This window comes from Hymenobacter actinosclerus (assembly GCF_900111515.1).
GTDB classification, from domain to species: domain Bacteria; phylum Bacteroidota; class Bacteroidia; order Cytophagales; family Hymenobacteraceae; genus Hymenobacter; species Hymenobacter actinosclerus.
On the sequence record NZ_FOHS01000006.1, the window covers coordinates 188,068 to 209,230 of the forward strand.

Genomic DNA, 21,163 nt, shown 5'->3' on the forward strand with positions numbered 1-21,163 from the left:
CCTATTTTTCCTTTCGCCTCCTAAACCCGCTGACTAGCCCAGGGCTTTAGCCCTGGGTTGCGTGGGCAAGCACAATGAAAGTAACCGAACACCTGTCCCGCGCCGAAGGCAAAACGCTGTTTTCCTTCGAGGTGCTGCCGCCCAAAAAGGGCGAGAACATCCAGACGCTGTTTTCTAATATCGAGCCGCTGCTGGAGTTCAAGCCGCCGTTTATCGACGTCACGTATCACCGCGAGGAGTACGTGTACCGCCAGCACCCCAACGGCCTGCTCGAAAAGAAAACCGTGCGCCGTCGGCCCGGTACGGTGGGCATTTGCGCGGCCATCAAAAACCGGTTTGACGTCGATACCGTGCCCCACCTGATTTGCGGGGGCTTCTCGAAGGAGGAAACCGAAAACGCCCTCATCGACCTGCACTTTCTGGGTATTGATAACGTGCTGGCATTGCGTGGCGACCCCATTAAAAGCGAGGGCCGCTTCGTGCCCGAGCCCGACGGCCATAGCTATGCCTGCGACCTGATTGGGCAGATTTCCGACCTCAACAAGGGCGAGTACCTCGACCAGGAGCAGGACGATACCTGGGCCACCGGCTTCTGCATCGGCACGGCCGGCTACCCCGAAAAGCACTTCGAGTCGCCCAACTACGGGGCCGATTTGCGCTACCTCAAGCACAAAGTCGACCGCGGGGCCGAGTACATCGTGACCCAGATGTTCTTCGACAACGAGCAGTTTTTTGCCTTCGAGCGGCGCTGCCGCCAGGCCGGCATCACGGTGCCCATCATCCCTGGCCTCAAGCCCCTCACCACCAAAAGCCAGCTCACCATGCTGCCGCGCTCCTTCTACCTCAACCTGCCCGAGGAGCTGGCCGACGCCGTGCACCTGGCTCCCGACAACGCCGCCGCCCGCCAGATCGGCCTCGAATGGTGCATCAACCAGAGCCGCGAGCTGATGGCCCACGGCGTGCCCTGCCTGCACTACTACAGCATGGGCAAGTCCGACAGCATCCGCCAGGTAGCAGCGGCGCTTTTTTGAGTGATGAGGTGGTGAGATGGTGAAATTATAAGAGGAACGTCATTCAGAGCGAAGCGAAGAATCTCGCGTGGATTCGTTGAGCTACTACCACAATATCAGCCCGCGAGATTCTTCGCTTCGCTCTGAATGACGTTCTTTATACTTGCTGTCGGCAAGGCCGCCGGAACGTCAACTCACCAACTCACCACTCACCATTTCACCGCATGCTCGACGACCTGTTCCAACGCCTGCGCGAGGCCACGGCGCCGGCCGAAATTGAGACGCTGCAGGATGGCATCTGGCAAATCTGGCTCACGGCCGGCCACCCGCTGCTCGACAAGCGGCTCGAAACCGGCATTCGGGCCCTCTCGGCCGGCGACTATGGGCTGGCTATTGAGGAGTTCACCTTCCTGACCGAAACGGCCCCCGACTATGCCGAGGGCTGGAACAAGCGGGCCACGGCCTACTTTCTGCGGGGCGAGTACAAAGCCGCCCTGCACGACGTGAGCGAAACCCTGCGCCGCGAGCCGCGCCACTTCGGGGCGCTTTCGGGCCAGAGCCTGATGCTGCGTGCCCTTGGCGACCCCCGCGGCACGCTGCGCGTGCTGCAGCGCATCGAGCAGCTTTGCCCCGCCTGGCCCGGTTTGCAGGCCCAGCTACGCACGCTCCGCGAGGAGCTGGAGTAGGGTAGCGCTTATTGTACTGGGTAAAGAAGATTCTGGCTAAAACCAGCCGGGGTATGCCGGGCTGCCCCAGCCAAAGGATAGGCGCTTATTTGGATGTTATGCTGCTTTTTTAGTACTCGGCCCGTATTTACGGCTCGCCATGGAATGTAAGGCAGTTTGTAGGCCGATTTGTACTAAGGAAATGTTTTTCTTTGTGGTGATGGTTGGCGGGCCTTGCTGGTGAGGCTGTTTTGGCGCCTGCCTTTTCGCCCTGCCCAGTACTTTTGCTATGAAATACGCCCTCCTTTTCAGCCTGGCCGGTGGCCTGCTGGTATCATTGCCGACTTCGGCCCAGAAGCTGCGCAAAACGGCCACTGGCAGCGGCCTCATGGAAAAGGGCGAGAAAGTGGGCGTCTGGGAATACTACGCCACCACCCGCGACGGCTCGCAGGTTATCACCCAGAAATACGACCACTCGGCCGGCCGGCTGGTATTTTTTCGGCCCTTCGACGACGTGCTGTACCCGGTGCGCACGCCCGACGGCGAGTGGAGCCGCATGCGGCTGACCCATCCGGTTTTCTTTGTCGGCGGCGACCCCGAGCTGGCCACCTACACGGGGCGGCTCAGCTATCCGGCCGCTGCCGAAGCCAAAAACGTGCAGGGCCGGGTGGTGGTCACGATTACCGTCGACACGCTCGGGCGCGCCAGCAACCAGCAGGTGCTGCTCGGCATTGGGGCGGGCTGCGACGAGGAGGCCCTGCGCGTGGCCCGCAGCATCCCCGACCAGTGGATTCCGGCCCGCGTAGGCAGCCGCGCCGTGGTATCGAAAATCGACGTGCCGTTTACCTTCCGCCTGGCCGGCCGTTAGGGGGCGCCGCCACCCCGCCCGGCCACCGTATGCCCGGCAAGTTTTACCTTGGGGCATGAAAACGCCCGTTTTGCTTTCGCTGCTGGCCTGTGCCGGCCTGCTTTCTGCCTGCGACTCGACTCCGCGCGAGCGGCAGGAGGTGATGGACAGGGAAACCCAGAAACTTGATACGCTGGCCGAGCGCGCCGCCGCCAAGCTGCGCGTGGCCGGCCGCCGCGCCGCCCGCTTCGATTCGGTTTCGCGGGTCCGGAGCCGCCAGCCCCTCGACCCCGCCGCCGAGCTGGCGCTCAGCAACGAGCTGCTGGGGCCCTACGCCACCGTCAGCAGCCTCACGCCCGCCACCATCGAGCCGGCCTTCGTGTACTTTATGCAGCAGGTACGGGCCCGCCGTAAGCAGTGGAGCCAGCGCGACTGGGATTACGCCACGGCCGTCAGCCGCCGCCTCAACGCCCAGTTCCGCGCCGTGCGCCTCGACATCAAGGGCCGCGACGAGCTGCACATCCGGGCCCTGCAAACCGAATTTACGGCCCTCGAAACCGGCCGCGACGTGAAGGACCTGCGTGAAGCCGTGAAAGACAAGTAGCCGCCTGTCAGGGCGGCGCGCAGAACCCTCTTTTCTTCGTGATCATGCGGCAAACCATTCCTTTCTTGGCCGTCCGGTGGGCGGCCCTGCTGATTGGCGTCCTGCAGTTGCCAGCTGCCCCGGCCCGGGCGCAGCGCCTGATTCAGAAGGTGGAAACAGTGCCGGCCGGCGAGCAGTGGCTGAGCCCCGGCGATGCGCTGCAGGTGCGCCTGACGGGTACGCCGGGCGGCCGCGCTGCTTTCCTGGGCGGCCGGCCCCTCACGGAGCTGGCCCCCGCGCTGGCCGCCGGCCGCCGGGGCGTGTACCAGGGCACTTATATCGTGCAGCCTACCGATACGCTGGGCGGGGCTACGGGCCGGCCGCTGTGGCTGCACCTGCGCCTGCCCGACGGCCGCCGCGACTCGCTGCCCACGCCCGCCGCGGTGCGCCTGCTCAGCCCCAACCAGCCGCTGCTGGCCGTTACGCGCACCACGCTGGCCCACCTCAACTATGGCCTCGGCGACGACCGGCTGGGCGGGGCCAAGCTGGGCTACCTCGATTCGCTGGTGGTGCTACATGTGGTGGGCCGGGTTGGGGGGCAGTACCGGGTGCGGCTGGCCGAGGGCCACTACGCCTGGCTGCCGCTGGAGCGGGCCCGGCTGCTGCCGCCCGGCGGCTTCGTGCCCGCCTCGCTCACCGGCTCGTGGAGCGTGCAGGGCGATTCGCTGGCCGACTATGTGCGCGTACCGCTCAGCCAGCGCCTGCCCTACCGCTCCCAGATGCTGGAAAACCCCACCCGGCTGGTGATTGACGTGTTCGGGGCCACCTCCAACACCAACTGGATAACCCAGCGCCCCGGCCTGCGGGCGCTGGGCGCCGTGTACTACGAGCAGCCCCAGGCCGATATTTTCCGGCTGGTGCTGCCGCTGCGCCACCGCCAGAGCTGGGGCTACCACCTTGGCTACGAGCAGAACACGCTGGTCGTGCGCGTGGCCCGGCCGCCGGCCCGGCTGCAGCTGCGCGGCCTGCGCGTGGCCCTCGATGCCGGCCACGGCGGCAGCAACGTGGGCGCGGTGGGCGCCAGCGGAGCCCGCGAGAAAGACCTCACGCTGGCTATTGTGCGGCAGCTGCAGCAGGAGCTGGAGCGGCGGGGCGCCACCGTAGTGCTGACCCGTACCGGAGATGAGGGCCCCGACATGGCCCAGCGGGTGGCGCTGCTGCAGCGGCAGCGGCCGGCACTGCTGGTGAGCGTACACGTAAACTCGGCGGGCAGCGCGGCGGCGCGCGGTACTAGCGCCTTTTACCGCTACGTGGCTTTCCGGCCGCTGGCGGCGGCCCTCTATGGGCAGATGCAGCAGACCGGCCTGCCCGGCTGGGGGCTGGTGGGCAACTTTAACTTCGCCCTCAACGGCCCCACCGACTACCCCAACGCGCTGGTCGAAACCGCCTTTATTTCCAATCCGGAGGACGAGAAAATCCTCACCGACCCCGCCCGGCAGCAGCAGATGGCCCGGCGCATGGCCGACGGCATCCACGATTTTTTGAAGTCGGGCCGGGCGAAAGGGGTGCGGGGGTGGCTGGGCCGGCAACCGGCTGAGCAGTAGCCGCCGGGCCGGCAGTGGGGGCTGGCTATAGCAATTTTCCAAAAAATAGTTGACCGGAAGTGGTTTAAACCCCGTAACAGGGGCCTACCTTATTGAATCCTAATCCGGTAGGTCCCTGACCCGGACCCTGAGTTAGGGTGAAATTTCGTTCGTTCTTCCCACTCCCAAAGCACCTGTTTTATGGCAGAAGCATCGTTACTGGACCGCAGCCGCACTGTGGCCGGACCAGGCTACAACCGCTGGTTAATTCCGCCCGCTGCGCTGGCAATTCACCTGGCCATCGGGCAGGCCTACGCCTTCAGCGTGTTCAAGAAGCCCCTGGGCGCCCTCATCAGCGGCGACCCATCGGCCCCCGCCGCCGCCGACTGGACGCCGACGCAACTCGGCGTTATTTTTTCGATTGCCATTGTGCTGCTGGGCCTGTCGGCGGCTATTTTCGGGAAGTGGCTGGAGCGCGTAGGGCCGCGCAAGGCCATGATGGCCTCGGCCCTGTGCTTTGGCGGCGGCTTCTTTATTGCGGCCCTGGGCGTGCATCTGCACAACCTCTGGATTGTGTATTTCGGCTACGGCGTAGTGGGCGGCATCGGGCTGGGCATCGGCTATATTTCGCCGGTGAGCACCCTGATCAAGTGGTTTCCCGACCGTCGGGGCGTAGCCACGGGTATGGCCATTATGGGTTTCGGCGGCGGCGCCATGATTGCCTCGCCGCTGTCGGTGGCCCTCATGGACCACTTTAAATCTACGGGTACCGGCCCAATGGGCGTGGCGGCTACCTTCCTCACGCTGGGCATCATTTACCTGCTGTTCATGCAGTTCGGCGTCTGGACCATCCGGGTGCCGGCCGACGATTGGGTGCCGGAAAACTACGTGCCCAACCCCCAGCACAGCGCCCTGATTACCAGCGGCAACGTGTCGGCCGACAATGCCCTGAAAACGCCGCAGTTCTGGCTGCTGTGGGTGGTGCTGCTCACCAACGTAACGGCCGGCATCGGGGTGCTCGAAACGGCTTCCCCACTGGTGCAGGAGTCCTTTTCGGATGCCGCTATGGGCGTGGGCCGGGGCGTAACGGCCGCGGCCGCGGCGGGCTTCGTGGGCCTGCTGAGTTTGTTCAACCTGCTGGGCCGCTTCTTCTGGTCGTCGGCTTCGGATAAGATGGGCCGCAAAACCACCTACGCCATTTATTTTGGGCTGGGCATCCTGCTTTACGCCCTCATCCCAACGCTGGGCCGCAACCTGCAGCTGGCCCTGTACGTGGGCGCGGCCTGCGTGATTATCAGCATGTACGGCGGTAGCTTCTCCACGGCTCCGGCTTACCTCTCCGACCTGTTCGGCAAGTACCAGGTGGGCGCCATCCACGGCCGCCTGCTCACGGCCTGGAGCACGGCCGGGGTGCTGGGCCCGCTCATCGTCAACTTCCTGCACGAGAGCCGCAAGGCCCAGGGCTTCACCGGCGCCGCCGCTTACCAAACCGTGTTCTACACCATGGCCGGCCTGCTGGTAGTGGGCCTGCTGGCCAACCTGGCCGTCACGGCCGTCAACGAGAAGTACAACGAAAAAGGCCCCGTCGACGCCGAGCCGGGCGGCCATTGATATCGGTTGCCGGTGTTTGGTTGCCCTTATGCATTAAAAGGCCAGGCAACTGAACAATGGCAATTCAACAACCCTCATAAACCACTAAAACATGAATAAGCCTTTTGTTGCTCCTGTTGCGCCCGAAACGACTAGTTCGGGCGCGGCTGTGTTTCTGGCCTGGGCCTTTGTCGGCATCCCGCTGCTGTGGGGGGTGTCGCAGACCTTTATCAAGGCCCTCGACCTGTTCCGGTAAGCCGGCCTCCGGCTCCTATTGCGTACCTTTCGCGGCACCCAAACGGGTGCCGCGTTTGTTAGGCGGATTTCAGATTTCGCGCGTTACCCTCATGCCGGCAGATGTTCCTTCCGAGGCTTCGGCCATCGTCCTGCTCAATTCGTTTACCGATTCCATTGCCGCCCATCTGGCGCGCAACCAGCTCGACGCGGCCGGCATCCCGTGTTTTCTGAGCAACGAGAACCGCCCCTACGGCCAGATGATGGGCAACGTGGGCCTCTATGTGCGCGCCCCCGACGTGGAGGCCGCCCGCGAGGTGCTGCACCCGCAGCAAACCCACATGTACGCCGTAGCGCCCGACGTAGCCGCGCCGGAGGCGGCCGCCGAAGCGCCCGGCATGGCTGCTACCCGCTGCCCCCGCTGCCACCACCACGACGTAGTGTGCCGGCACCAGCCCAGCCCCACCGACAACCTGTTCATTAAGCTCCGCTTCTGGCTGACGGCTCCCGAGCACCCCCAGTGCCATTGCTTCCACTGCGGCCACGATTTCGAGGGGGAGTGAGGCTGAAACTGCATTTACCCCAAAGACTTTTACGCTAAAAACCAGTGCTTAAACCCCTGCTTTTAGGGACTATAAAAACGGCGCTCCTTATGCTTGGAGGAGTGTTTTGCCATCAGCCCCATGCCGCTGCAGTCGTTCAGGAGGAATCGGTGCCCCCGCTGTACCGGTTTTTTCAGCAGCATTACGACAGCACTATCGTCTGTCAGCAGAATAGCGCCTGGAACCAGGGCCCGGATATGTTGATTCTGGCAAAACAGGGTCAGCAGGTGTATCTGTTTACGTACCGTAGCCCCTATAAGCTGATGCAGGGGCGCCATGTGCCCGGCGGCCTCACGCAGCAGTTCAGCCAGCAAGAAGCCCGGTTCCGCGCTACGCAGCCCGACACCAACCAATACCTGCTGCTTCAGCCTGTTACTCCAGCAAAGCTGAAGCAGACGTGGAAAAGCCTGCATACGCCCCGGCTCTGGCAGGTCCAGGATATGGCCGCCCGCTCCACCAATACGCAATGCCTGATAGAGGATGCCGAAACAGTGACGCTTTGGTTTCTGACCCGCCGAAACTCCCGGAATGTGAGTTTCTATGCTCCTGAATTTTATGAGAAGTGTGAAGGAGCGGACGCAAACCGGAGGCAGGTGATTAGAACGCGCACTGAACTGGAAACGCTCTTGAAACGATAATCTTTCCGGCTCATCGTAATTGTTATGTCGGCCGCACCGCACCCACACGAAATAGACTGGGTCGAGAAGATACTTCTCGAGAGGTACAGGCATTAAATGGGCCTATTAGTGCGGTTATCTGGTTACTTATTCAGGGCGTAGAGACGCAACAGTTGGATTCTCTTCGTTGAACGTTCTCACCAAACAGCGTCAGCAATGATGAGGCTCCAACTGTTGCGTCTATACAACCTGTATGTCGATTCGAAATTTGCTCTAAGTTGCCAGAATGCCAGCCACCCTGCCAGCACATTCAGAGCAAGCTGCCCGCCGTTACTAACCACATCAATAATGTATTCATTACACGCCGCTTCTTGCTGAGCTTCCTGCGGACCTGATTTTGAGGGTGAATAGTGCTAAGGCGAAGCCCAGTGAACTGGACCCGTGGCTATCCAAATCGGCCAGGCACCTTATTCCAGCACCAGCCTGACGCGCTCAGTAGTGTGGCCGGTACGCACGCGCAACAGATAAACGCCCGGGGGTAAACCGCGCACATCCAACCTGAATTCGTACGGTTTACCGGCTCGCAGTTCGCCGTTGGTTTGGGTGCGCAACTGCCGGCCCTGCAAGTCGAACAGGTCCAATTGACTTGGGCCGGTGGTGGTCGGCGTAAATTCAACCCTTACTTCCGTAGAGGCCGGATTGGGCGAAACCTGCAGTCGGGTTACGGGCGCCGCCGGGGCAGTGGTGGTAACTGGCGGCTCCACCACGATAGTAACAGTGCCCGTAGCAAAGTATAGGGGCGTACAGGCATCCAGGCCCCCGTATTCCACCAGATAGCCCGCCGTCACGCCTGCCTCGTTGCAGGCGGGAGCATCATTCCACAAGCCCGAGCCGCCGTAGTACTGGCCGTAATCCTCCCCGGCGGGCGCCGCCTGGGTCCGGAAGTCGTTGGGCTCACCGGTCGACCAGTTGCTGTAGCCGACCGACGTGCCGGCCGCACTGCCCTGCCAGAATAGTTCTCCCTTTTCGGGGCCGGTTTTCCAGCGCCATTCCCCTTCCACCACGTCGTCGGCCGCTCCCAGCCAGTACTGGGCCTGGCCGTTGTTGGCCAGCAATGCCTGCTCGGCGGGCGAAGTGATGGTGGCCAGATACCCCGTCAGGCCCTGGTAGGTTCGGGCGGCGGCGGCCGCCTGGGCTGCTGACCAGCAAATCCCGGGAGCCTGAATCAGCTCATAATAATGGCCCGTTGCCTCCGACACAAGCACCGCCCCGGCCGGGCGCACCAGGTAGGTAAACGTTGCCCGGCCCGAAAAACCGGCTTCGGGGGTGTAGGTAAACGTGCCGTTGGGGTTTGTCGTCAATTGTCCGACGGTGGGAGTGCCTACGCTGGCTACCTGCAGCGCCTGGTTGCGCGGGTCGGTATCGTTGGCCAACAGGGTGGCGGCGGAAATCAGCAGCGAGGTGCCGGCCGGGATGCGTAGCTGGTCGGGGTTGGCGGTGGGCTGATTGACCAGCACAGCACAGGGCTGAGCGATGACCCGGAGGATAATTTTGGTGGCCACCGGCGGGTGCTGGCCATCCGACACGGTAAAAGACAGCACGTGCAGCCCGGCATCGGCCGCGGTAGGCGTCCAGGTAAAGGTGCTCTGTACGGGGTTGCTACGGGCGGGTAGCGCGGGCGCCAGGGAGGCCGAGGCCGGCAGCCCCTGCACCTGCAGGGTCAGCTGGTCGCCGTTGTCGGTATCCGTGGCCCGCACCAGAAACGACAGGGTCTGGCCCGACGAGATACTATAGGTCTGCCCGTTAGCCGGGGTGGGCGGATACAGGAAGACGGGTTCTGCCGGGCCGGCGGCAGCCGCGAGCATAGGGATGAAAAGCCAGCAGACTGTGGCCGTTAACACGTTCAGCAGGCGACGGAAGGATAAATTCGTCATAGGTAAGGAGCACTGCTGAAATACGTGAACAATGGTGGCATCTGCGAACTGCCAAGTGAAGCACAAGGGAAAGCTGCCCCGAAGCTGGCGCTGCAGAAGAGCAGCTTACAAGGTGCTGAAGCGAAACGGATCTGGTAACCTGGTCAGGGCAGCCCGGTTGACGAGCAGCAACAGGGTGCTGCGGGTGGCCGTTGCGAACTAAAAATAAGGTATTGTTATTAATTATCTGCTATTTATACCATTTTATTCCTCGCTCGAATCAAGACCTGATAGTGCCCGGCAGAACCCACATTGCCGGATCTGACTTAGCTCCGGGCCTGCGCTGGCTTCTGCGTCTGCCGGTCAGGCTTTTTTCATCCGTTGCCTGACTTGGCAGTCTGTGTATGTTTTTGGTAGTCAGATTACTAAGTCTGTAAAATCAACCTTTAACCAACCCCTGGTCCAGCAGGTCCAGTATCTTTTCGTCGTAGGTGATGTCGAATTTGCGGGCGAAAAGTTTGGGGCTTTGGCGTAGGGCGGCCGCGTCGGCCAGGCCCAGCAGCTTGGGGTTGGCGCCGCCTTCCGACCAGTCGACGTAGCGGAGGCTGTCGTTGATAATCGTATCCTTCAGGGGCGAGTTGAGCAGGATGGTGGCCGGCAGGAATTCATCGGCCCCCCACGTAAGCCGGCCAAAGCGCCGGACTTCCGCGTGCTGGTCCATAAACTCTACCAAGTAAGCCGCCCCGCCCCGGGCCAGCGTCCACCAGCCCCCGTAGGGGCCCCCGTAGAGGGGGTAGGGCAGCGGAAACCGGCGCCTGGGCAGCAGCCTGTTGAGTACGTTTTGCAGGCGGTACTGCAGCCGGAAGCGGTATTGAATCGTGTGGTACTGCTCCAGCCGGCTCAGGGCGTGTTGCCACCACGCCGACCCTTCTACCGGCTCGTAGGCCAGGAAAGAACGGCCCGGATGCTGCACGAAAAAGGCGTGAATCTCGGCCGCGGACCGCAGCGGATAATCCTGCCCGCTCAGCACGTTAATGAAATCAAACTCCTGCTCGCTGCTCAGAATTTCGCGGAAGCCCTGCACAGTGGCCTCCACAAAGCTGAACGAGGCCCAGTTGATGGCGTAGCGCCTGCGAATAAAGCGCACGCCCGGCAAACGGGCCAACTGCTCGTAGTCGCGCGCATCGACCTTGCCATCCAGGTGAATGTAGACCGCACTCTGCTCATGCGCTAGCGCCCGCACCAGCCGTCCGACCTGAGCGGGGTTCTTATGAACCATAAGTAGATGGGCAATCCTCATTGCAAATCAGATTACGGCCGCCGGCATCTTGCCGAAGCTGGCCAGGGACTTTCGAGCGTGTATCGGAAAACGAAGACCGGGGTTGAGCGGAGCCCTGAAACCGGCGTTTCGGCCGCGTTCTTCGCCAGCTCAGGCAGCTCGCTGGCAATAGTTTAGCTTTAAACGGGCTGATAAAAAACGGGCTGCCCCTGTACGCTGCGGGGCGCTTAGCCACTGCCGAACACCAGGGCGAACTTGTCGAACGTTTTGCGGGCCAGCAGCCGGATTTCGCTGAAGCCGGTGACCATAATGTGCCGGATAGACAGGGGAAGATACTTTTTGAGGTGCAGGTAGCCAAAGATGAAGCCCACGATGCCCGTGGGCAGGCTGGCCACGGCCACGCCGTAGATGTTGCCAAACAAAAGCAGCGCCGCCACGTCGCCCGCCACGTTCACGCCCAGCATCAGAAACACCTTGAGCATATTCAGCCGGGGCTGGTTTACCACGTCGAGCGTAACGCCCACGAACCGGTCGATGGGGTAGAGCAGGGCCAGCACCATGCTGATGCGCAGCAGATTGGCCGCCTCGCTGCCTTGGTATTTGGCTCCCCCAATGAGTTGCACCGGAATGTCGGCCAGTAGTATGGTGCCGATAATAACGGGGATGAAGGCGCAGGTGAGCATGCCCGCGTTTTTGCGCAACAGGCGGGCCACCTCGTGGCGGCGGCCCTGGTTGAAGGCCGCCGACATGGCCGGCATGGCCGTGGCCACGAAGCTGCGGAGCGGAATTTCCACGATTTCCATGAAGCGCCCGGCCAGGTTGTACACGGCCAGCGGCGCGGGCCCCAGCATATAGCTGATAATAAAGGTATCGGAGCTGCGCAGCAGGTTGGCCCCCACGTAGCTGCCCACGCTGTATTTGCCGAAGTGGGCCAGCTCCCGGATGCACGCGCCACTCTGGTGCGGCAGGCTGCTAATGCGAGCCCAGCCCAGCAGCAGCACGAGCAGGCTGGTTGCCAGCGAAGCCCCCACGTAGCTGTACACCACGTAAATAAGCGTTACCTCGCCCAGCAGCAGCAGCGCCCCCAAAAACACCACGAACAGGCCCTGCGAAAGCAGGCGGATGTAGAGAATCCGGTCGAACCGGATTTGAGACTGCATAACCGAGGCGGCCATAAAATGGGGCAGCGTTACCACCAGCACCACCCCAAACCAGTGCAGCAGCACCCGGGTGGTGGGGTCGGGGCTGGAGCCCAGCACCAGCCAGGCCCCCAGGTTCAGGAGCACCAGCCCGCCGGTAATCAGCAGCGCGATAACCCAGGCCGAACCCGTTACCTCGGCCACGCGGGCCGCCGCCGCCCCCGAGCGGGCCCGGATGAAGGCGGTGGTAAGAAAGCCGGCCCGGAATGAATCGGCCAGGCCCACGACCGACATAAACAGCACCCACACGCCCACCTCGGGCACCGACAGCACCCGAAACAGCAGCGACACCGAGACGATACTCATCACGGATACCGTGAGGTTGCCGGCCAGCGACAGCACCTGCTGGTTGCCCAAATACGCGTGTAGTTTAGCGAACATAGCTTTTCCGGACTGGCTTAAGCCGATAGCCGGTGCGTGGCTTCAGCACGCCGCCCTACCCATTGCCTTGCTGGTTTATCTCTCATTCGGTAGCGGGCTTGAATTCGTGAATCGTTGTTTTGTAATGGCTCCGGCGCGGATGGCTTTGCGGAGCGGAAAACCGGGCACCGCCAGTCCGCCGCTCAGATCAGGCAACGGGAGCCCGCTGGGCTTTGTCCCAGGCGGCAGGCTGGGCGTTGTGCCAGAACCGCCGGGCTCCCTGGAAAACGGCGACGTTCATCATGGTAAAGTAGAGCGGCACCAGCAGCGGGCCCGCGGGCCGGCCCTGCCGGGCCCGCCACCAGCCCAGCCCCGCGGCCCCATAAAACAGCCCCTGCAGCCCCAGCAGCGCGGTATAAAGCCCCCCGTACCCCCAGGCCAGAACCGCGTTCAGGGGCAGCAGCAGCAGCAGCAGCAGCGGCGTGAGGCTCCAGCGCAGCACCCGGTGCGAGAAATACAGGAAGGCCACCACTGGCTGGCGCAGCGGGTTCAGCAGCGGCTGCAGGCGCGCCATGGCCTGCCAGCCCCCGGCGCAGATGCGGACTTTGCGCTTCATCTCCTCGGCAAGCGAAAACGAGGGCGGCTCCAGCGCGTACGCCGCCGGCTCGTACACCACCCGGTAGCCCGCGGCCACGATGCGCATCGACTGCACGAAATCGTCCAGCACGGTGTCGGCTTCCAGGGGCGCAAACAAGGCCGTCCGGAACGACACCAACTCGCCGGCCGCGCCCATCAGGCTGTAGATTTCCGAGTCGCAGCGCTTCAGCAACGATTCGTACTGCCAGTACAGCCCCTCCCCGGCCCCGGAAGCGCTGCCGTCGCGCCGCACCCGCTTCTCGCCCGACACGGCCCCCACCCCAGGGTCCTGGTAGTGGCGCACGAGCTGGCGCACGGCTTCGGGGTTGAGCAGCGTGTTGCAGTCGGTGAAAATGACGAAGGGCGTATGCACGTAGCTCATGGCCCGGTTTTCGGCCATCGACTTGCCCGCCCGCGTGGGGTGGTGCAGGTGCTGCACTTCGGGGTAGGCGGCCAGCACATCGGCCGAGTGGTCGGTGGAGCCATCGGTAATGAAGAGCAGCTGCAGCCGGGCGGCCGGATAGTCGAGGGCCAGGCAGTTGCGCACTTTATCGGCCAGGATATCGGCCTCGTTGTAGGCCGGCACCACCAGCGTAACGGCCGGCTCGAAACCCAGCGCCGGGGCCGGCCGCGGACCTTTCAGCTTCGCCCAGACCCACACCACCAAGGCGTAGCCGACGTAGGTGTAGGCCACCACGGCCAGGGCCAGCCAAAACAGAAGAACGAAGACCGTGAGCATAAACAGGGCGCGTGGGGTATTGGTAATTGATCTTCAGCGGCCAGTCGAACGCCGGGGCGTCCGTGGGGGGCAACCGGCCGCTCAGGGCAACGCCGGCGGGCGGTATTTGTGCCACTGCTGCGTGGCGGCATCGTAGTGTTTGAGAAGGCGGGCGGGGTTGCCGCCCACAATGGTGTAGGGCGCTACATCGCGGGTTACTACGCTGCCGGCCGCCACCACGGCGTGCCGGCCAATCCGGATGCCGGCCGTTACCACCACGTTGGCCCCGATCCAGACTTCATCCTCCACCACTATTTCGGCCGTGGTGCAGGGCTGGTTCCGGATGGGCGTATGCACATCGTGGTAGCCGTGGTTGAGGCCGGAAAACACCACGTTCTGCGCAATAATCACGTCGTTGCCGATGCACAGGGGCCCGATCAGCACGTTGCTCATGCCCACCAGCGTCCGGGCCCCGATGCACACCCGGCCCATGCCGTTGTTGACGGTAGTAAAGTCTTCAATAACAGAGTCTTCGCCTACCATAAAGGGCTGAAACGGCACCACATCGAGGCGGGTGCGCCAGCGCACCCGGGCGCGGCGCCCCCGCCGGTGCACGAACGGATTAACCAGGTAGCGCACCCACAGCCGGGGCCGGGCCTCGCGGGGCACCAGCAGCAACCGCAGCACCAGCTGCTTGAGGCGGGGATTGTGCTTGATTTTATCGGTAAGCGACATGGCGGAAGGAGAAGTGGAAATGGCCCGGATTTGCGCGGAGCGGAAAAGCCGCGGCCCCGCTAGGGCGGCGTTGCGGCGGCGGCCGGCCGGCCCACCTGCTGGTACACCCGCTGGACTTGCCGGGCGGCCTCGCGCCAGGAAAACTGCCGGACCCGCTGCCGGCCCCGCTCCACCAGCGCGGCCCGGGTAGCGGGCTCATTCTGCAGCTTGAGAATGGCGCTGGCAATGGCTTCCGGCTGAAACGGGTCGACCAGGAGCGCGGCCTCCCCGGCCACTTCGGGCATCGATGAGGTGGTGCTGGTAATAACCGGGGTGCCGCAACCCATAGCCTCCAGAATGGGAATGCCGAAACTCTCGCGCAGCGACGGGTACAGAAATACCTCGGCCAGCTGGTAGATGAGCGGCAACTCCTGGTTGGGCACGTAGCCGCACAGCAGGATGTCGGCCCGCAGGTCGGGCGCGCCCAGCTCGCGCAGCAGGGCCGTCAGGGCGGTTTCCTGGTAGTCGAGCATCACCAGCTGGCATTGCAGCTGCCCGCGCGCCTTGAGCAGCGCCACGGCCTGCAGCACGCCCCGCAGGTTCTTTTTGGGGTCGGTATTGGCCAGAAAAAAGATGAACCGGTCGGGCAGCCGGTAGCGGGCCTTCGCCGCCGCCAGGGCCGCGGGGCCGGCCACGGGGCCGAACTGCTCGCCGGCGCTGTTGTACACCACCTGCACCCGCCCGGCCAGCGCCGGCAGCCGCTCCAGAATGCGACCCTGCTCGAAAGCCGACACCGTGAAAACCCGCTCGCAGTGGGGCAGTACGCGGGGCACGTTCCAGCGCCGGTACAGGTTGCCCAGCCGCTGGTACCAGCTGCCCCGGCGCAAATCCAGCGGCTCCAGGTAAATAATGTCGTGCAGCGTCAGGAGCAGGGGCATAGCCAGGCGCAGCGGCGCGGTGTTGCTGGTGCAGTGCAGCACATCGAGGCCGGCCTGCCGTGCGGCGCGGGGCAGCAGCACCTGCTCCCAGAACGGGTAAGGCCCCCCGGCAATTTCCACGATGCGGAAATTGGGCGTTTCGCGCAGCACCGTATTGTCCTGGTCGGGCTTCACAAAAACGAAGTACTCGTTCGTATGGTCCAGCTGCTGCAAATTCCGGATCAGCTCCAGGGCCACGATATCCATGCCGTGCTTGTGGGGCCGGAAAAGGCGCTGGGCCTCAATGCCAATGCGCAGCGGCCGGTCCGGGGCCGGGTCGGCGGCGGCCAGGGGCGTATTCTTGCGGGCTTGAAGTTGGGGAAGCATAAGCAGAAGAATAAGTCAGGAAGAAATGGGGGCCGGCCGGCTGGTGGGCTGCGGTGGTTGCAGGGCCTGGTACAGGGCGGCCACGCTGGCCGCCCAGGTGTGGCTGCCCGCAAAGGCTATCCGGGCGGCCGCGGTGCCGGGGCCGGCCTGCACCAGGGCGCGTTCCAGCATGGCCAGCCATTGCTGCGGGCCGGTGGCCAGGTACACGTGGCGGGCAAACAGCTCCATTGTGCGGGTGGCGGAGGCGACTACCGGTTTGCCCATCGCCAGGTACTCATCCACTTTCAAAGGGTAGTTGCCAATAGTTATTTCGTTGACGGCCTGCGGATTGATGCAGACATCCACGTGGGCCAGATAAGCCGGCAGCTCGTCGGGCGCCTTGTTGCCCAGAAAATGCACGTTCGGGAGCTGGTGCAGCTCGCTGGCGGCAAAGTCCGCGTCTTGGGGGCCGACCAGCACCAGCTGCCAATGGGGGCGCTGCCGGGCAATGGCCAGCAGCAGGGCCAGATCGAGGCGGAGGCTGGTGAGGTAGCCCGTGAAGCCGAGACGGGGCCGGGGCACGGCCGCCAGATCGGCTGGCTCGGGGTGAGATTGGTTGGCCTGGTAGCGCGTAAGCACGCAGCCCTGCCCAATGTCGTAGCTGCGCGGAGTGTGCTGGCGGGCGTAGTCGCGCAGGTAAGCCGAGTTGGCCACCACGGCATCGGCCTGCTGCATCAGCTGCGCTTCGGCCCAGGGGCCGTGCCGCTGGAAATAGGGCACGGCAATCATGAAATCGCGCAGGTAGTAAACAAACTGCCGGGGGCGCAGCAGGCCCGGCAGCTCCAGGCCCTGAAAAATCAGCCCGTCCTGGAGCAGGATATAGTCCGGGAAACCCAGCTGCCGGGTGGCCCGCGCAATGCTGCGGGCCAGCCATTGGCCGTTGAGGCGGTTGAGCAGCCTGAACAGCGGCCGCGAGGGCAGCCAGTTGATGGACAGGCCTACCACGCGGGGGGTGTACACCCACAGGTTGGGCGCCACCGGCCGGGGCGGCAACTTTCGTCCTAAACTGCGCAGCCGGGCCCGGGTAGCCGGGTCGCGGTAGCCGCGCACCAGCGTGCTCACGTCCAGGGGCAGGTTTACGTACAGCACCCGGTTATGGCGGGCAATTTCCCTGGCCAGGTTGCGGGCGTTGGAATCGAGGCCCGACTCCCAGTTCTGCTGGCAGAGCATAACGATGTTCTGGTGTTTCATGGGCCGGGACAGAAGGGGTTGTTGTGCTACTACTTCTCAGGGGTTGATTGTCCGTAATGCGTTTGCTCGCAATGGTCTGCCTGATAGCCAGGCACCGACGGTTAACGACCAATAAGCTACTTACTTTCGAGCAATTACCTAGCGGCGGCCGCGGGCCCGCAGGCCCCGCCAAAAGCCAAAGAGCAAGCTGGCCAGAGCGGGCAGAATAATGATTTCCCAGGGCATAGGCAGTTACTGTAAATCGGGCGAGGAATTGCCGGCGGGCGCGTGCGGCGTGGGCATAAAGGACTTTTTGGCCTGCCTGATTTGCAGCAGCGCCCTGAGCATGGCGCCCAGGGCCACGGGCAGGTGCAGGGCCGCTTTGCCCACCTGCCAGGTGTAGAGGCGGGCCGGCAGCGCCAGTAGCAGGGCCCCCACTGTGCCGGCCAGCAGCACCAGCCAGAACCCCGCCGGCGGCCCCGCCGCCCCCAGCAGGCGCAGCCCCAGCAGCCCCCCCAGCAAGCCCAGCAGCAGCACCCGGGGCAGCAGCAACGACTGCCCGATCTTGTCCGCGAAATCAACGTTGCCCCGGCCCAGCTGCCGCAGGCCTTCCACGAAATACTTGCTCAGAAACTCCTGCTGGGTGGCCAGCCAGCGGGTGCGCTGGTTGGCGAATACCCTGGCGTTCGGTATTTTCTCGTCGAACACGTAGGCCGTGGGCAGGTAGGCTATCTTTATGCCGTCCTGCAGGGTTCTGAAATCCAGTTCCTTGTCTTCGCCGGGCGTGTCGCCGATGGTGCGCAGCAGCCGGTGCAGGTAGTCGTACTCGAAGGCCATGCCCGAGCCGATGAGCGCCGCCGACAAGCCCAGACTGGCGTGGCCCTGCCGGAAGATGTGGTTGTTGATTTCCTCGTTGCAGGCGTCGAGCACGGCGAAGGGCGAGTCGAGGTTTTTGGCCGTGCGGTGCCCCTGCACCACCTGGTAGCCGGCCGCGAAGGCCTGGTTTATCTGCGTCAGAAAGCCGGGGGCCATTTCGTTGTCTACGTCCAGAATCACGGCTACATCGTGGGCGTGGGGGGGCAGCGCGTTCAGGGCGGCCAACAGGGCCTTGCCTTTGGTGCTGCGCTCAAACGCCACTTCGAGCACGCCGGCGCCCTGCTCGCGCAGGCGGTGCACGGTGGCGGGCCGCAGGCCGTCGGCAATTACCTGCACGTGGGCCGGGCCGGCATAGGCGTGCGCAACGGCGGCGGGGGCCGTTGCGGCAATAACGGCATCGGCCCGGTAGGCCGGCATCAGTACGCACATGCGGCGCAGAGGGCTATTGGCCGGCGCGGCCGGCAGGGCGGGCAGCCGGCGGTGCCCCAGCACCGAAAAAAACAGCAAATAGCCTACGTTGAACAGCAGGTAGCCGCCCAGCAGGTACAGAAGCAGGTTTAGCAGAAATTCCAACGGGCCCATGAGCGCTACGAATTATTGGCCTGCCAGAGCGCCCCGAGTCGGAACGACCAAAGCAGGTAGTACAGGGGCGCTCTGGCAGGCCAGGCGAGGGTTTAGGGACGGACAGGCCTCAGGGGCGGGCATTGGCCGGCGGTGGGTGAGGCGGCGCAGCGCCTGCTTGGTGGGTGATTGAGAGTGGACTTCTGGCATAGGAATCAGGAGAATAGAGTGAAAGCGAACCCGGGGCGGGGGCTACGAGGGCAGGAAATGATTGCGGTGCACGTCCTGCCCCTGCGCGTGCCACCTCAGGCCCTGCCACAAGGCCCGCAGGTGGGCCCACTGGCGGCGGGCGGCGAAAACCAGGCTGTTTTTGGGTACCGCCACCGACAGAAAAAACAGCGAGCCGCTCCAGAAGCGCCAGCCGCGGGTATTGCGCCGGATGTAGAGCAGGCGGTTGCGGTTCAGGTAGAAAGTGCGCAGCGGCGAGCCCTGGCCCACCGAAACGGATTCCTTGTGGTACACTGTGGCCCCGGCCTCGTAGTAGCTCAGGTAGCCCCGGCGCTTTATCATCTCGCACCAGTCCAGCTCCTCGTAGTAGAGAAAGTACAGCTCCGGCATCAGGCCCACCTCCCGGATAATGCGGGTGGGCACCATCATGGCGGCCCCATGAATGAGGGCGGTAGCGCCCGACGTGTCGTGCTGGCCCCGGTCGGGCTCCAGGTAGCCGGTTACGTGGCTGCGGCCGGTCCAGGGGCTGATGCCGGCGCAGCCCGCGTACTGAATCAGGCCGCGGGTGCCATGAAAAACGATTTTGGGCGACACAATGCCGCGCCGGCTGTCGGCTTCCAGGGCGGCTACCAGCGGCTCGAGCAGGTGCGGGGTTACCTCCGTGTCGTTGTTCAGAAACAGGCAGTAGGCCCCGTTGGACGCCCGGATGCCCAGGTTGTTGCCGCCTGCAAAGCCCAGGTTCCGGGCCGAGCGAATCAGGCGCACCTCCGGAAACTCGTCGGTAATAGGGGCCGGGTCTTCGGTGGGCGAGGCATTGTCCACCACAATCACCTCGTAGCGCGGGTAGGTGAGCGTGCGCAGCGAGGCCAGCATGGCGCAGGTAACCCGCGCCTGGTTGTAGTTGATGGAAATGATGGAAACCAGCGGCTCAGCCATGGGGGGTAGCGGCAGGAAGTGAGGGCGTATCCGTATCGAGTTGCGGACCCATAAAAATGAAGACCCACGACACGTACACGATAACGGAAGAGGGCATCTGGTTCATGATTTCGTTGCCGTAGCTGCACAGCAGAATTCCGGCGTAGCCCGCCGTCAGCGCCAGCAGTTTCTGCCGCAGGCCCGGGTCGTGGAGCCGCCACACAATGCCGGCGCACTTGCCCAAAATGTAGAGCATCATGCCCAGCCAGATCAGCAGCCCCACGATGCCGTACTGCCCCCAGATTTTCACGAACAGGCTGTCGGGCGGGATGGTGGCCAGAAACTTGCCAGCATTGTACTCGGTGCCATAGGTGCCCATCACGCCCACGCCGCCGCCCAGGGGCCGCGGGCGCAGGTACTCGCGCAGAATGCGCTGGTTTTCGAGGCGCACGAGCAGCGAGGGGTCGTTGGGGTCGAGGGCGGTGCGCAGCCGGAATATGCCGGGGCTGGAGTTGCCGATACCGGTGTACTTGAGCACTCCGAAGGCGGCCCCGGCCAGCAGCAGGCCCAGCGTCAGCACTTTCAGCTGCTTGCTCAGCACCAGGTACACGAACCCCCCGGCGGCCAGCACATAAAATGCCCCCCGCGTACCCGAAATCAGCATGCCGTAGAGCAGCAGCCCCCCGGCGGCGACCAGCAGCAGCCGCTTGGGCAGCGAGCAGGGCCCCAGGGCCAGAATAAAGCACAGCAGGGCAACGTGGGCCTGCGAGGAGCCGTACTGCGCGGCCTCGCTGTAGTTGGCAAACACCCGCAGCTGCCCCCAGATGACGTGCGTTCGGGCCCCGCCCTGGTCCAGCCACTGCTGCTCCATAACGTCGGGCCCGAGCAACTTCTGCTTGATGCCATACAGCGCCCCGAACACCGAAAACCCGATAACCAAGTACAAAAACAGGTTGAGGTCGCGCTTGCTGCGCAGCACCATAAAGCCCAGCGGCACCACCAGCAGCCAGAGCACCGCACTGCTGCGCACCTCGTAAAACCAGCCCACCGTGCTGGCCCCCGCGGGGTTGGCCAGCTCCAGCAGGTTGATAAAAAACCAGCTCAGCGCCAGCCAACACAGGTCGTTGCGCAGGCGGCGCCAGTCGGGCGGGGCCGTCCGGTGGAACAGCACGGCCAGCCAGATAACCAGCAGCAGCCCCTCCAGCACCAGCCCCACCCGTGCGTTGAGGTGGCGGCTCAGGTAGGCCAGCGAAAAGCTGTAGCTGATGTAGATGGCAAACCCAAGGCGGGGCGACTGAAACGTAACTACCAGCACCAGCAGCACCACGGGAACCAGCAGCAGCGCCCCCGGCACGAGGATGCCCAGCCGGCCCGTCAGCCAGCCGGCCGCCACCGCCCCGGCCACCGCCGCCGGCAGCAGCCAGCGCGATTTTACAAACGTAGTAGTAAGCGACGGGGCCGATTTCATAAAACCAGGGAAATGATGCGGACCGCCGACCGGCCGACCCGGGAGTGGGCCG

19 protein-coding genes are annotated in these 21,163 nt (G+C 63.9%); 9 read left to right on the forward strand and 10 right to left on the reverse strand.

What is annotated here, in order from left to right:
• The first annotated feature begins 74 nt into the window (after positions 1-74).
• The 9 genes from metF to BMY67_RS17845 all read left to right on the forward strand — a co-directional run bounded on the left by metF (position 75) and on the right by BMY67_RS17845 (position 7,752).
• Positions 75-1,031 carry a methylenetetrahydrofolate reductase [NAD(P)H] gene (gene metF, locus BMY67_RS17810; protein ID WP_092774138.1) on the forward strand — a complete coding sequence of 319 codons (957 nt, stop codon included), beginning with the start codon at positions 75-77 and terminating at the stop codon, positions 1,029-1,031.
• Positions 1,032-1,234: 203 nt separating this feature from the next.
• Positions 1,235-1,696, forward strand: coding sequence for a tetratricopeptide repeat protein (locus BMY67_RS17815; protein ID WP_092774139.1), 462 nt, complete (start codon positions 1,235-1,237; stop codon positions 1,694-1,696).
• A 268-nt stretch (positions 1,697-1,964) separates the two neighbouring features.
• Positions 1,965-2,543 (forward strand): energy transducer TonB, encoded by a 579-nt coding sequence (locus BMY67_RS17820; RefSeq protein WP_092774140.1) that lies wholly within the window; start codon positions 1,965-1,967, stop codon positions 2,541-2,543.
• A gap of 55 nt (positions 2,544-2,598) precedes the next feature.
• Entirely contained in the window at positions 2,599-3,126 is a 528-nt protein-coding gene (locus BMY67_RS17825; protein WP_092774141.1) for a hypothetical protein, read from the forward strand.
• Between the two features lie 44 nt (positions 3,127-3,170).
• The gene (locus BMY67_RS17830) at positions 3,171-4,709 is read left to right on the forward strand and encodes an N-acetylmuramoyl-L-alanine amidase (protein ID WP_092774142.1); all 1,539 of its coding nucleotides are present in this window, start codon (positions 3,171-3,173) and stop codon (positions 4,707-4,709) included.
• Between the two features lie 180 nt (positions 4,710-4,889).
• On the forward strand, positions 4,890-6,299 hold the full coding sequence (locus BMY67_RS17835; RefSeq protein ID WP_092774143.1) for an L-lactate MFS transporter: 1,410 nt from the start codon (positions 4,890-4,892) through the stop codon (positions 6,297-6,299).
• Positions 6,300-6,390: 91 nt separating this feature from the next.
• Complete coding sequence (locus BMY67_RS19435; protein ID WP_177189911.1) at positions 6,391-6,534, forward strand: MFS transporter small subunit; 144 nt, start codon at positions 6,391-6,393, stop codon at positions 6,532-6,534.
• A 91-nt stretch (positions 6,535-6,625) separates the two neighbouring features.
• Complete coding sequence (locus tag BMY67_RS17840) at positions 6,626-7,075, forward strand: putative signal transducing protein (RefSeq protein ID WP_092774144.1); 450 nt, start codon at positions 6,626-6,628, stop codon at positions 7,073-7,075.
• A 44-nt stretch (positions 7,076-7,119) separates the two neighbouring features.
• Positions 7,120-7,752 (forward strand): hypothetical protein, encoded by a 633-nt coding sequence (locus tag BMY67_RS17845; protein ID WP_143069912.1) that lies wholly within the window; start codon positions 7,120-7,122, stop codon positions 7,750-7,752.
• 446 nt (positions 7,753-8,198) lie between these two features.
• Here BMY67_RS17845 and BMY67_RS17850 read toward each other — a convergent pair whose 3' ends face one another.
• The 10 genes from BMY67_RS17850 to BMY67_RS17895 form a co-directional block, all read right to left on the reverse strand.
• Positions 8,199-9,596, reverse strand: a complete 1,398-nt coding sequence (locus BMY67_RS17850; RefSeq protein ID WP_177189912.1) for a cadherin-like domain-containing protein — start codon at positions 9,594-9,596, stop codon at positions 8,199-8,201.
• 487 nt (positions 9,597-10,083) lie between these two features.
• Positions 10,084-10,944, reverse strand: a complete 861-nt coding sequence (locus BMY67_RS17855; RefSeq protein WP_092774147.1) for a beta-1,6-N-acetylglucosaminyltransferase — start codon at positions 10,942-10,944, stop codon at positions 10,084-10,086.
• A 206-nt stretch (positions 10,945-11,150) separates the two neighbouring features.
• On the reverse strand, positions 11,151-12,503 hold the full coding sequence (locus BMY67_RS17860; RefSeq protein ID WP_092774148.1) for an oligosaccharide flippase family protein: 1,353 nt from the start codon (positions 12,501-12,503) through the stop codon (positions 11,151-11,153).
• 187 nt (positions 12,504-12,690) lie between these two features.
• Positions 12,691-13,857: a glycosyltransferase family 2 protein gene (locus tag BMY67_RS17865; protein WP_092774149.1), complete on the reverse strand. Its 1,167-nt coding sequence runs from the start codon at positions 13,855-13,857 to the stop codon at positions 12,691-12,693.
• 81 nt (positions 13,858-13,938) lie between these two features.
• Positions 13,939-14,571 (reverse strand): acyltransferase, encoded by a 633-nt coding sequence (locus BMY67_RS17870; protein ID WP_092774150.1) that lies wholly within the window; start codon positions 14,569-14,571, stop codon positions 13,939-13,941.
• Between the two features lie 59 nt (positions 14,572-14,630).
• Complete coding sequence (locus BMY67_RS17875; RefSeq protein ID WP_245745086.1) at positions 14,631-15,854, reverse strand: glycosyltransferase family 4 protein; 1,224 nt, start codon at positions 15,852-15,854, stop codon at positions 14,631-14,633.
• 15 nt (positions 15,855-15,869) lie between these two features.
• The gene (locus tag BMY67_RS17880; RefSeq protein WP_092774151.1) at positions 15,870-17,084 is read right to left on the reverse strand and encodes a glycosyltransferase; all 1,215 of its coding nucleotides are present in this window, start codon (positions 17,082-17,084) and stop codon (positions 15,870-15,872) included.
• Positions 17,085-17,315: 231 nt separating this feature from the next.
• On the reverse strand, positions 17,316-18,521 hold the full coding sequence (locus BMY67_RS17885) for a glycosyltransferase family 2 protein (RefSeq protein ID WP_092774152.1): 1,206 nt from the start codon (positions 18,519-18,521) through the stop codon (positions 17,316-17,318).
• A gap of 231 nt (positions 18,522-18,752) precedes the next feature.
• A complete protein-coding gene (locus BMY67_RS17890) occupies positions 18,753-19,664 on the reverse strand; it encodes a glycosyltransferase family 2 protein (RefSeq protein ID WP_092774153.1) in 912 nt (303 codons plus the stop codon).
• Positions 19,657-21,111 carry an O-antigen ligase family protein gene (locus BMY67_RS17895; protein ID WP_092774154.1) on the reverse strand — a complete coding sequence of 485 codons (1,455 nt, stop codon included), beginning with the start codon at positions 21,109-21,111 and terminating at the stop codon, positions 19,657-19,659. The genes BMY67_RS17890 and BMY67_RS17895 overlap by 8 nt, the downstream gene beginning before the upstream one ends.
• Positions 21,112-21,163 lie beyond the last annotated feature (52 nt).

Excerpts from the sequence above, each read along its gene's own strand:
- BMY67_RS17880 (WP_092774151.1), bottom strand. The coding sequence starts at position 17,084 with ATGAAACACCAGAACATCGTTATGCTCTGCCAGCAGAACTGGGAGTCG.
- BMY67_RS17875 (WP_245745086.1), bottom strand. The coding sequence starts at position 15,854 with ATGCTTCCCCAACTTCAAGCCCGCAAGAATACGCCCCTGGCCGCCGCC.
- BMY67_RS17890 (WP_092774153.1), bottom strand. The coding sequence starts at position 19,664 with ATGGCTGAGCCGCTGGTTTCCATCATTTCCATCAACTACAACCAGGCG.
- BMY67_RS17860 (WP_092774148.1), bottom strand. The coding sequence starts at position 12,503 with ATGTTCGCTAAACTACACGCGTATTTGGGCAACCAGCAGGTGCTGTCG.
- BMY67_RS17895 (WP_092774154.1), bottom strand. The coding sequence starts at position 21,111 with ATGAAATCGGCCCCGTCGCTTACTACTACGTTTGTAAAATCGCGCTGG.
- BMY67_RS17820 (WP_092774140.1), top strand. The coding sequence starts at position 1,965 with ATGAAATACGCCCTCCTTTTCAGCCTGGCCGGTGGCCTGCTGGTATCA.
- BMY67_RS17885 (WP_092774152.1), bottom strand. The coding sequence starts at position 18,521 with ATGGGCCCGTTGGAATTTCTGCTAAACCTGCTTCTGTACCTGCTGGGC.
- BMY67_RS17835 (WP_092774143.1), top strand. The coding sequence starts at position 4,890 with ATGGCAGAAGCATCGTTACTGGACCGCAGCCGCACTGTGGCCGGACCA.
- metF (WP_092774138.1), top strand. The coding sequence starts at position 75 with ATGAAAGTAACCGAACACCTGTCCCGCGCCGAAGGCAAAACGCTGTTT.
- BMY67_RS17855 (WP_092774147.1), bottom strand. The coding sequence starts at position 10,944 with ATGAGGATTGCCCATCTACTTATGGTTCATAAGAACCCCGCTCAGGTC.
- BMY67_RS17870 (WP_092774150.1), bottom strand. The coding sequence starts at position 14,571 with ATGTCGCTTACCGATAAAATCAAGCACAATCCCCGCCTCAAGCAGCTG.
- BMY67_RS17850 (WP_177189912.1), bottom strand. The coding sequence starts at position 9,596 with ATGCTCGCGGCTGCCGCCGGCCCGGCAGAACCCGTCTTCCTGTATCCG.
- BMY67_RS17865 (WP_092774149.1), bottom strand. The coding sequence starts at position 13,857 with ATGCTCACGGTCTTCGTTCTTCTGTTTTGGCTGGCCCTGGCCGTGGTG.
- BMY67_RS17830 (WP_092774142.1), top strand. The coding sequence starts at position 3,171 with ATGCGGCAAACCATTCCTTTCTTGGCCGTCCGGTGGGCGGCCCTGCTG.
- BMY67_RS19435 (WP_177189911.1), top strand. The coding sequence starts at position 6,391 with ATGAATAAGCCTTTTGTTGCTCCTGTTGCGCCCGAAACGACTAGTTCG.
- BMY67_RS17815 (WP_092774139.1), top strand. The coding sequence starts at position 1,235 with ATGCTCGACGACCTGTTCCAACGCCTGCGCGAGGCCACGGCGCCGGCC.
- BMY67_RS17825 (WP_092774141.1), top strand. The coding sequence starts at position 2,599 with ATGAAAACGCCCGTTTTGCTTTCGCTGCTGGCCTGTGCCGGCCTGCTT.
- BMY67_RS17840 (WP_092774144.1), top strand. The coding sequence starts at position 6,626 with ATGCCGGCAGATGTTCCTTCCGAGGCTTCGGCCATCGTCCTGCTCAAT.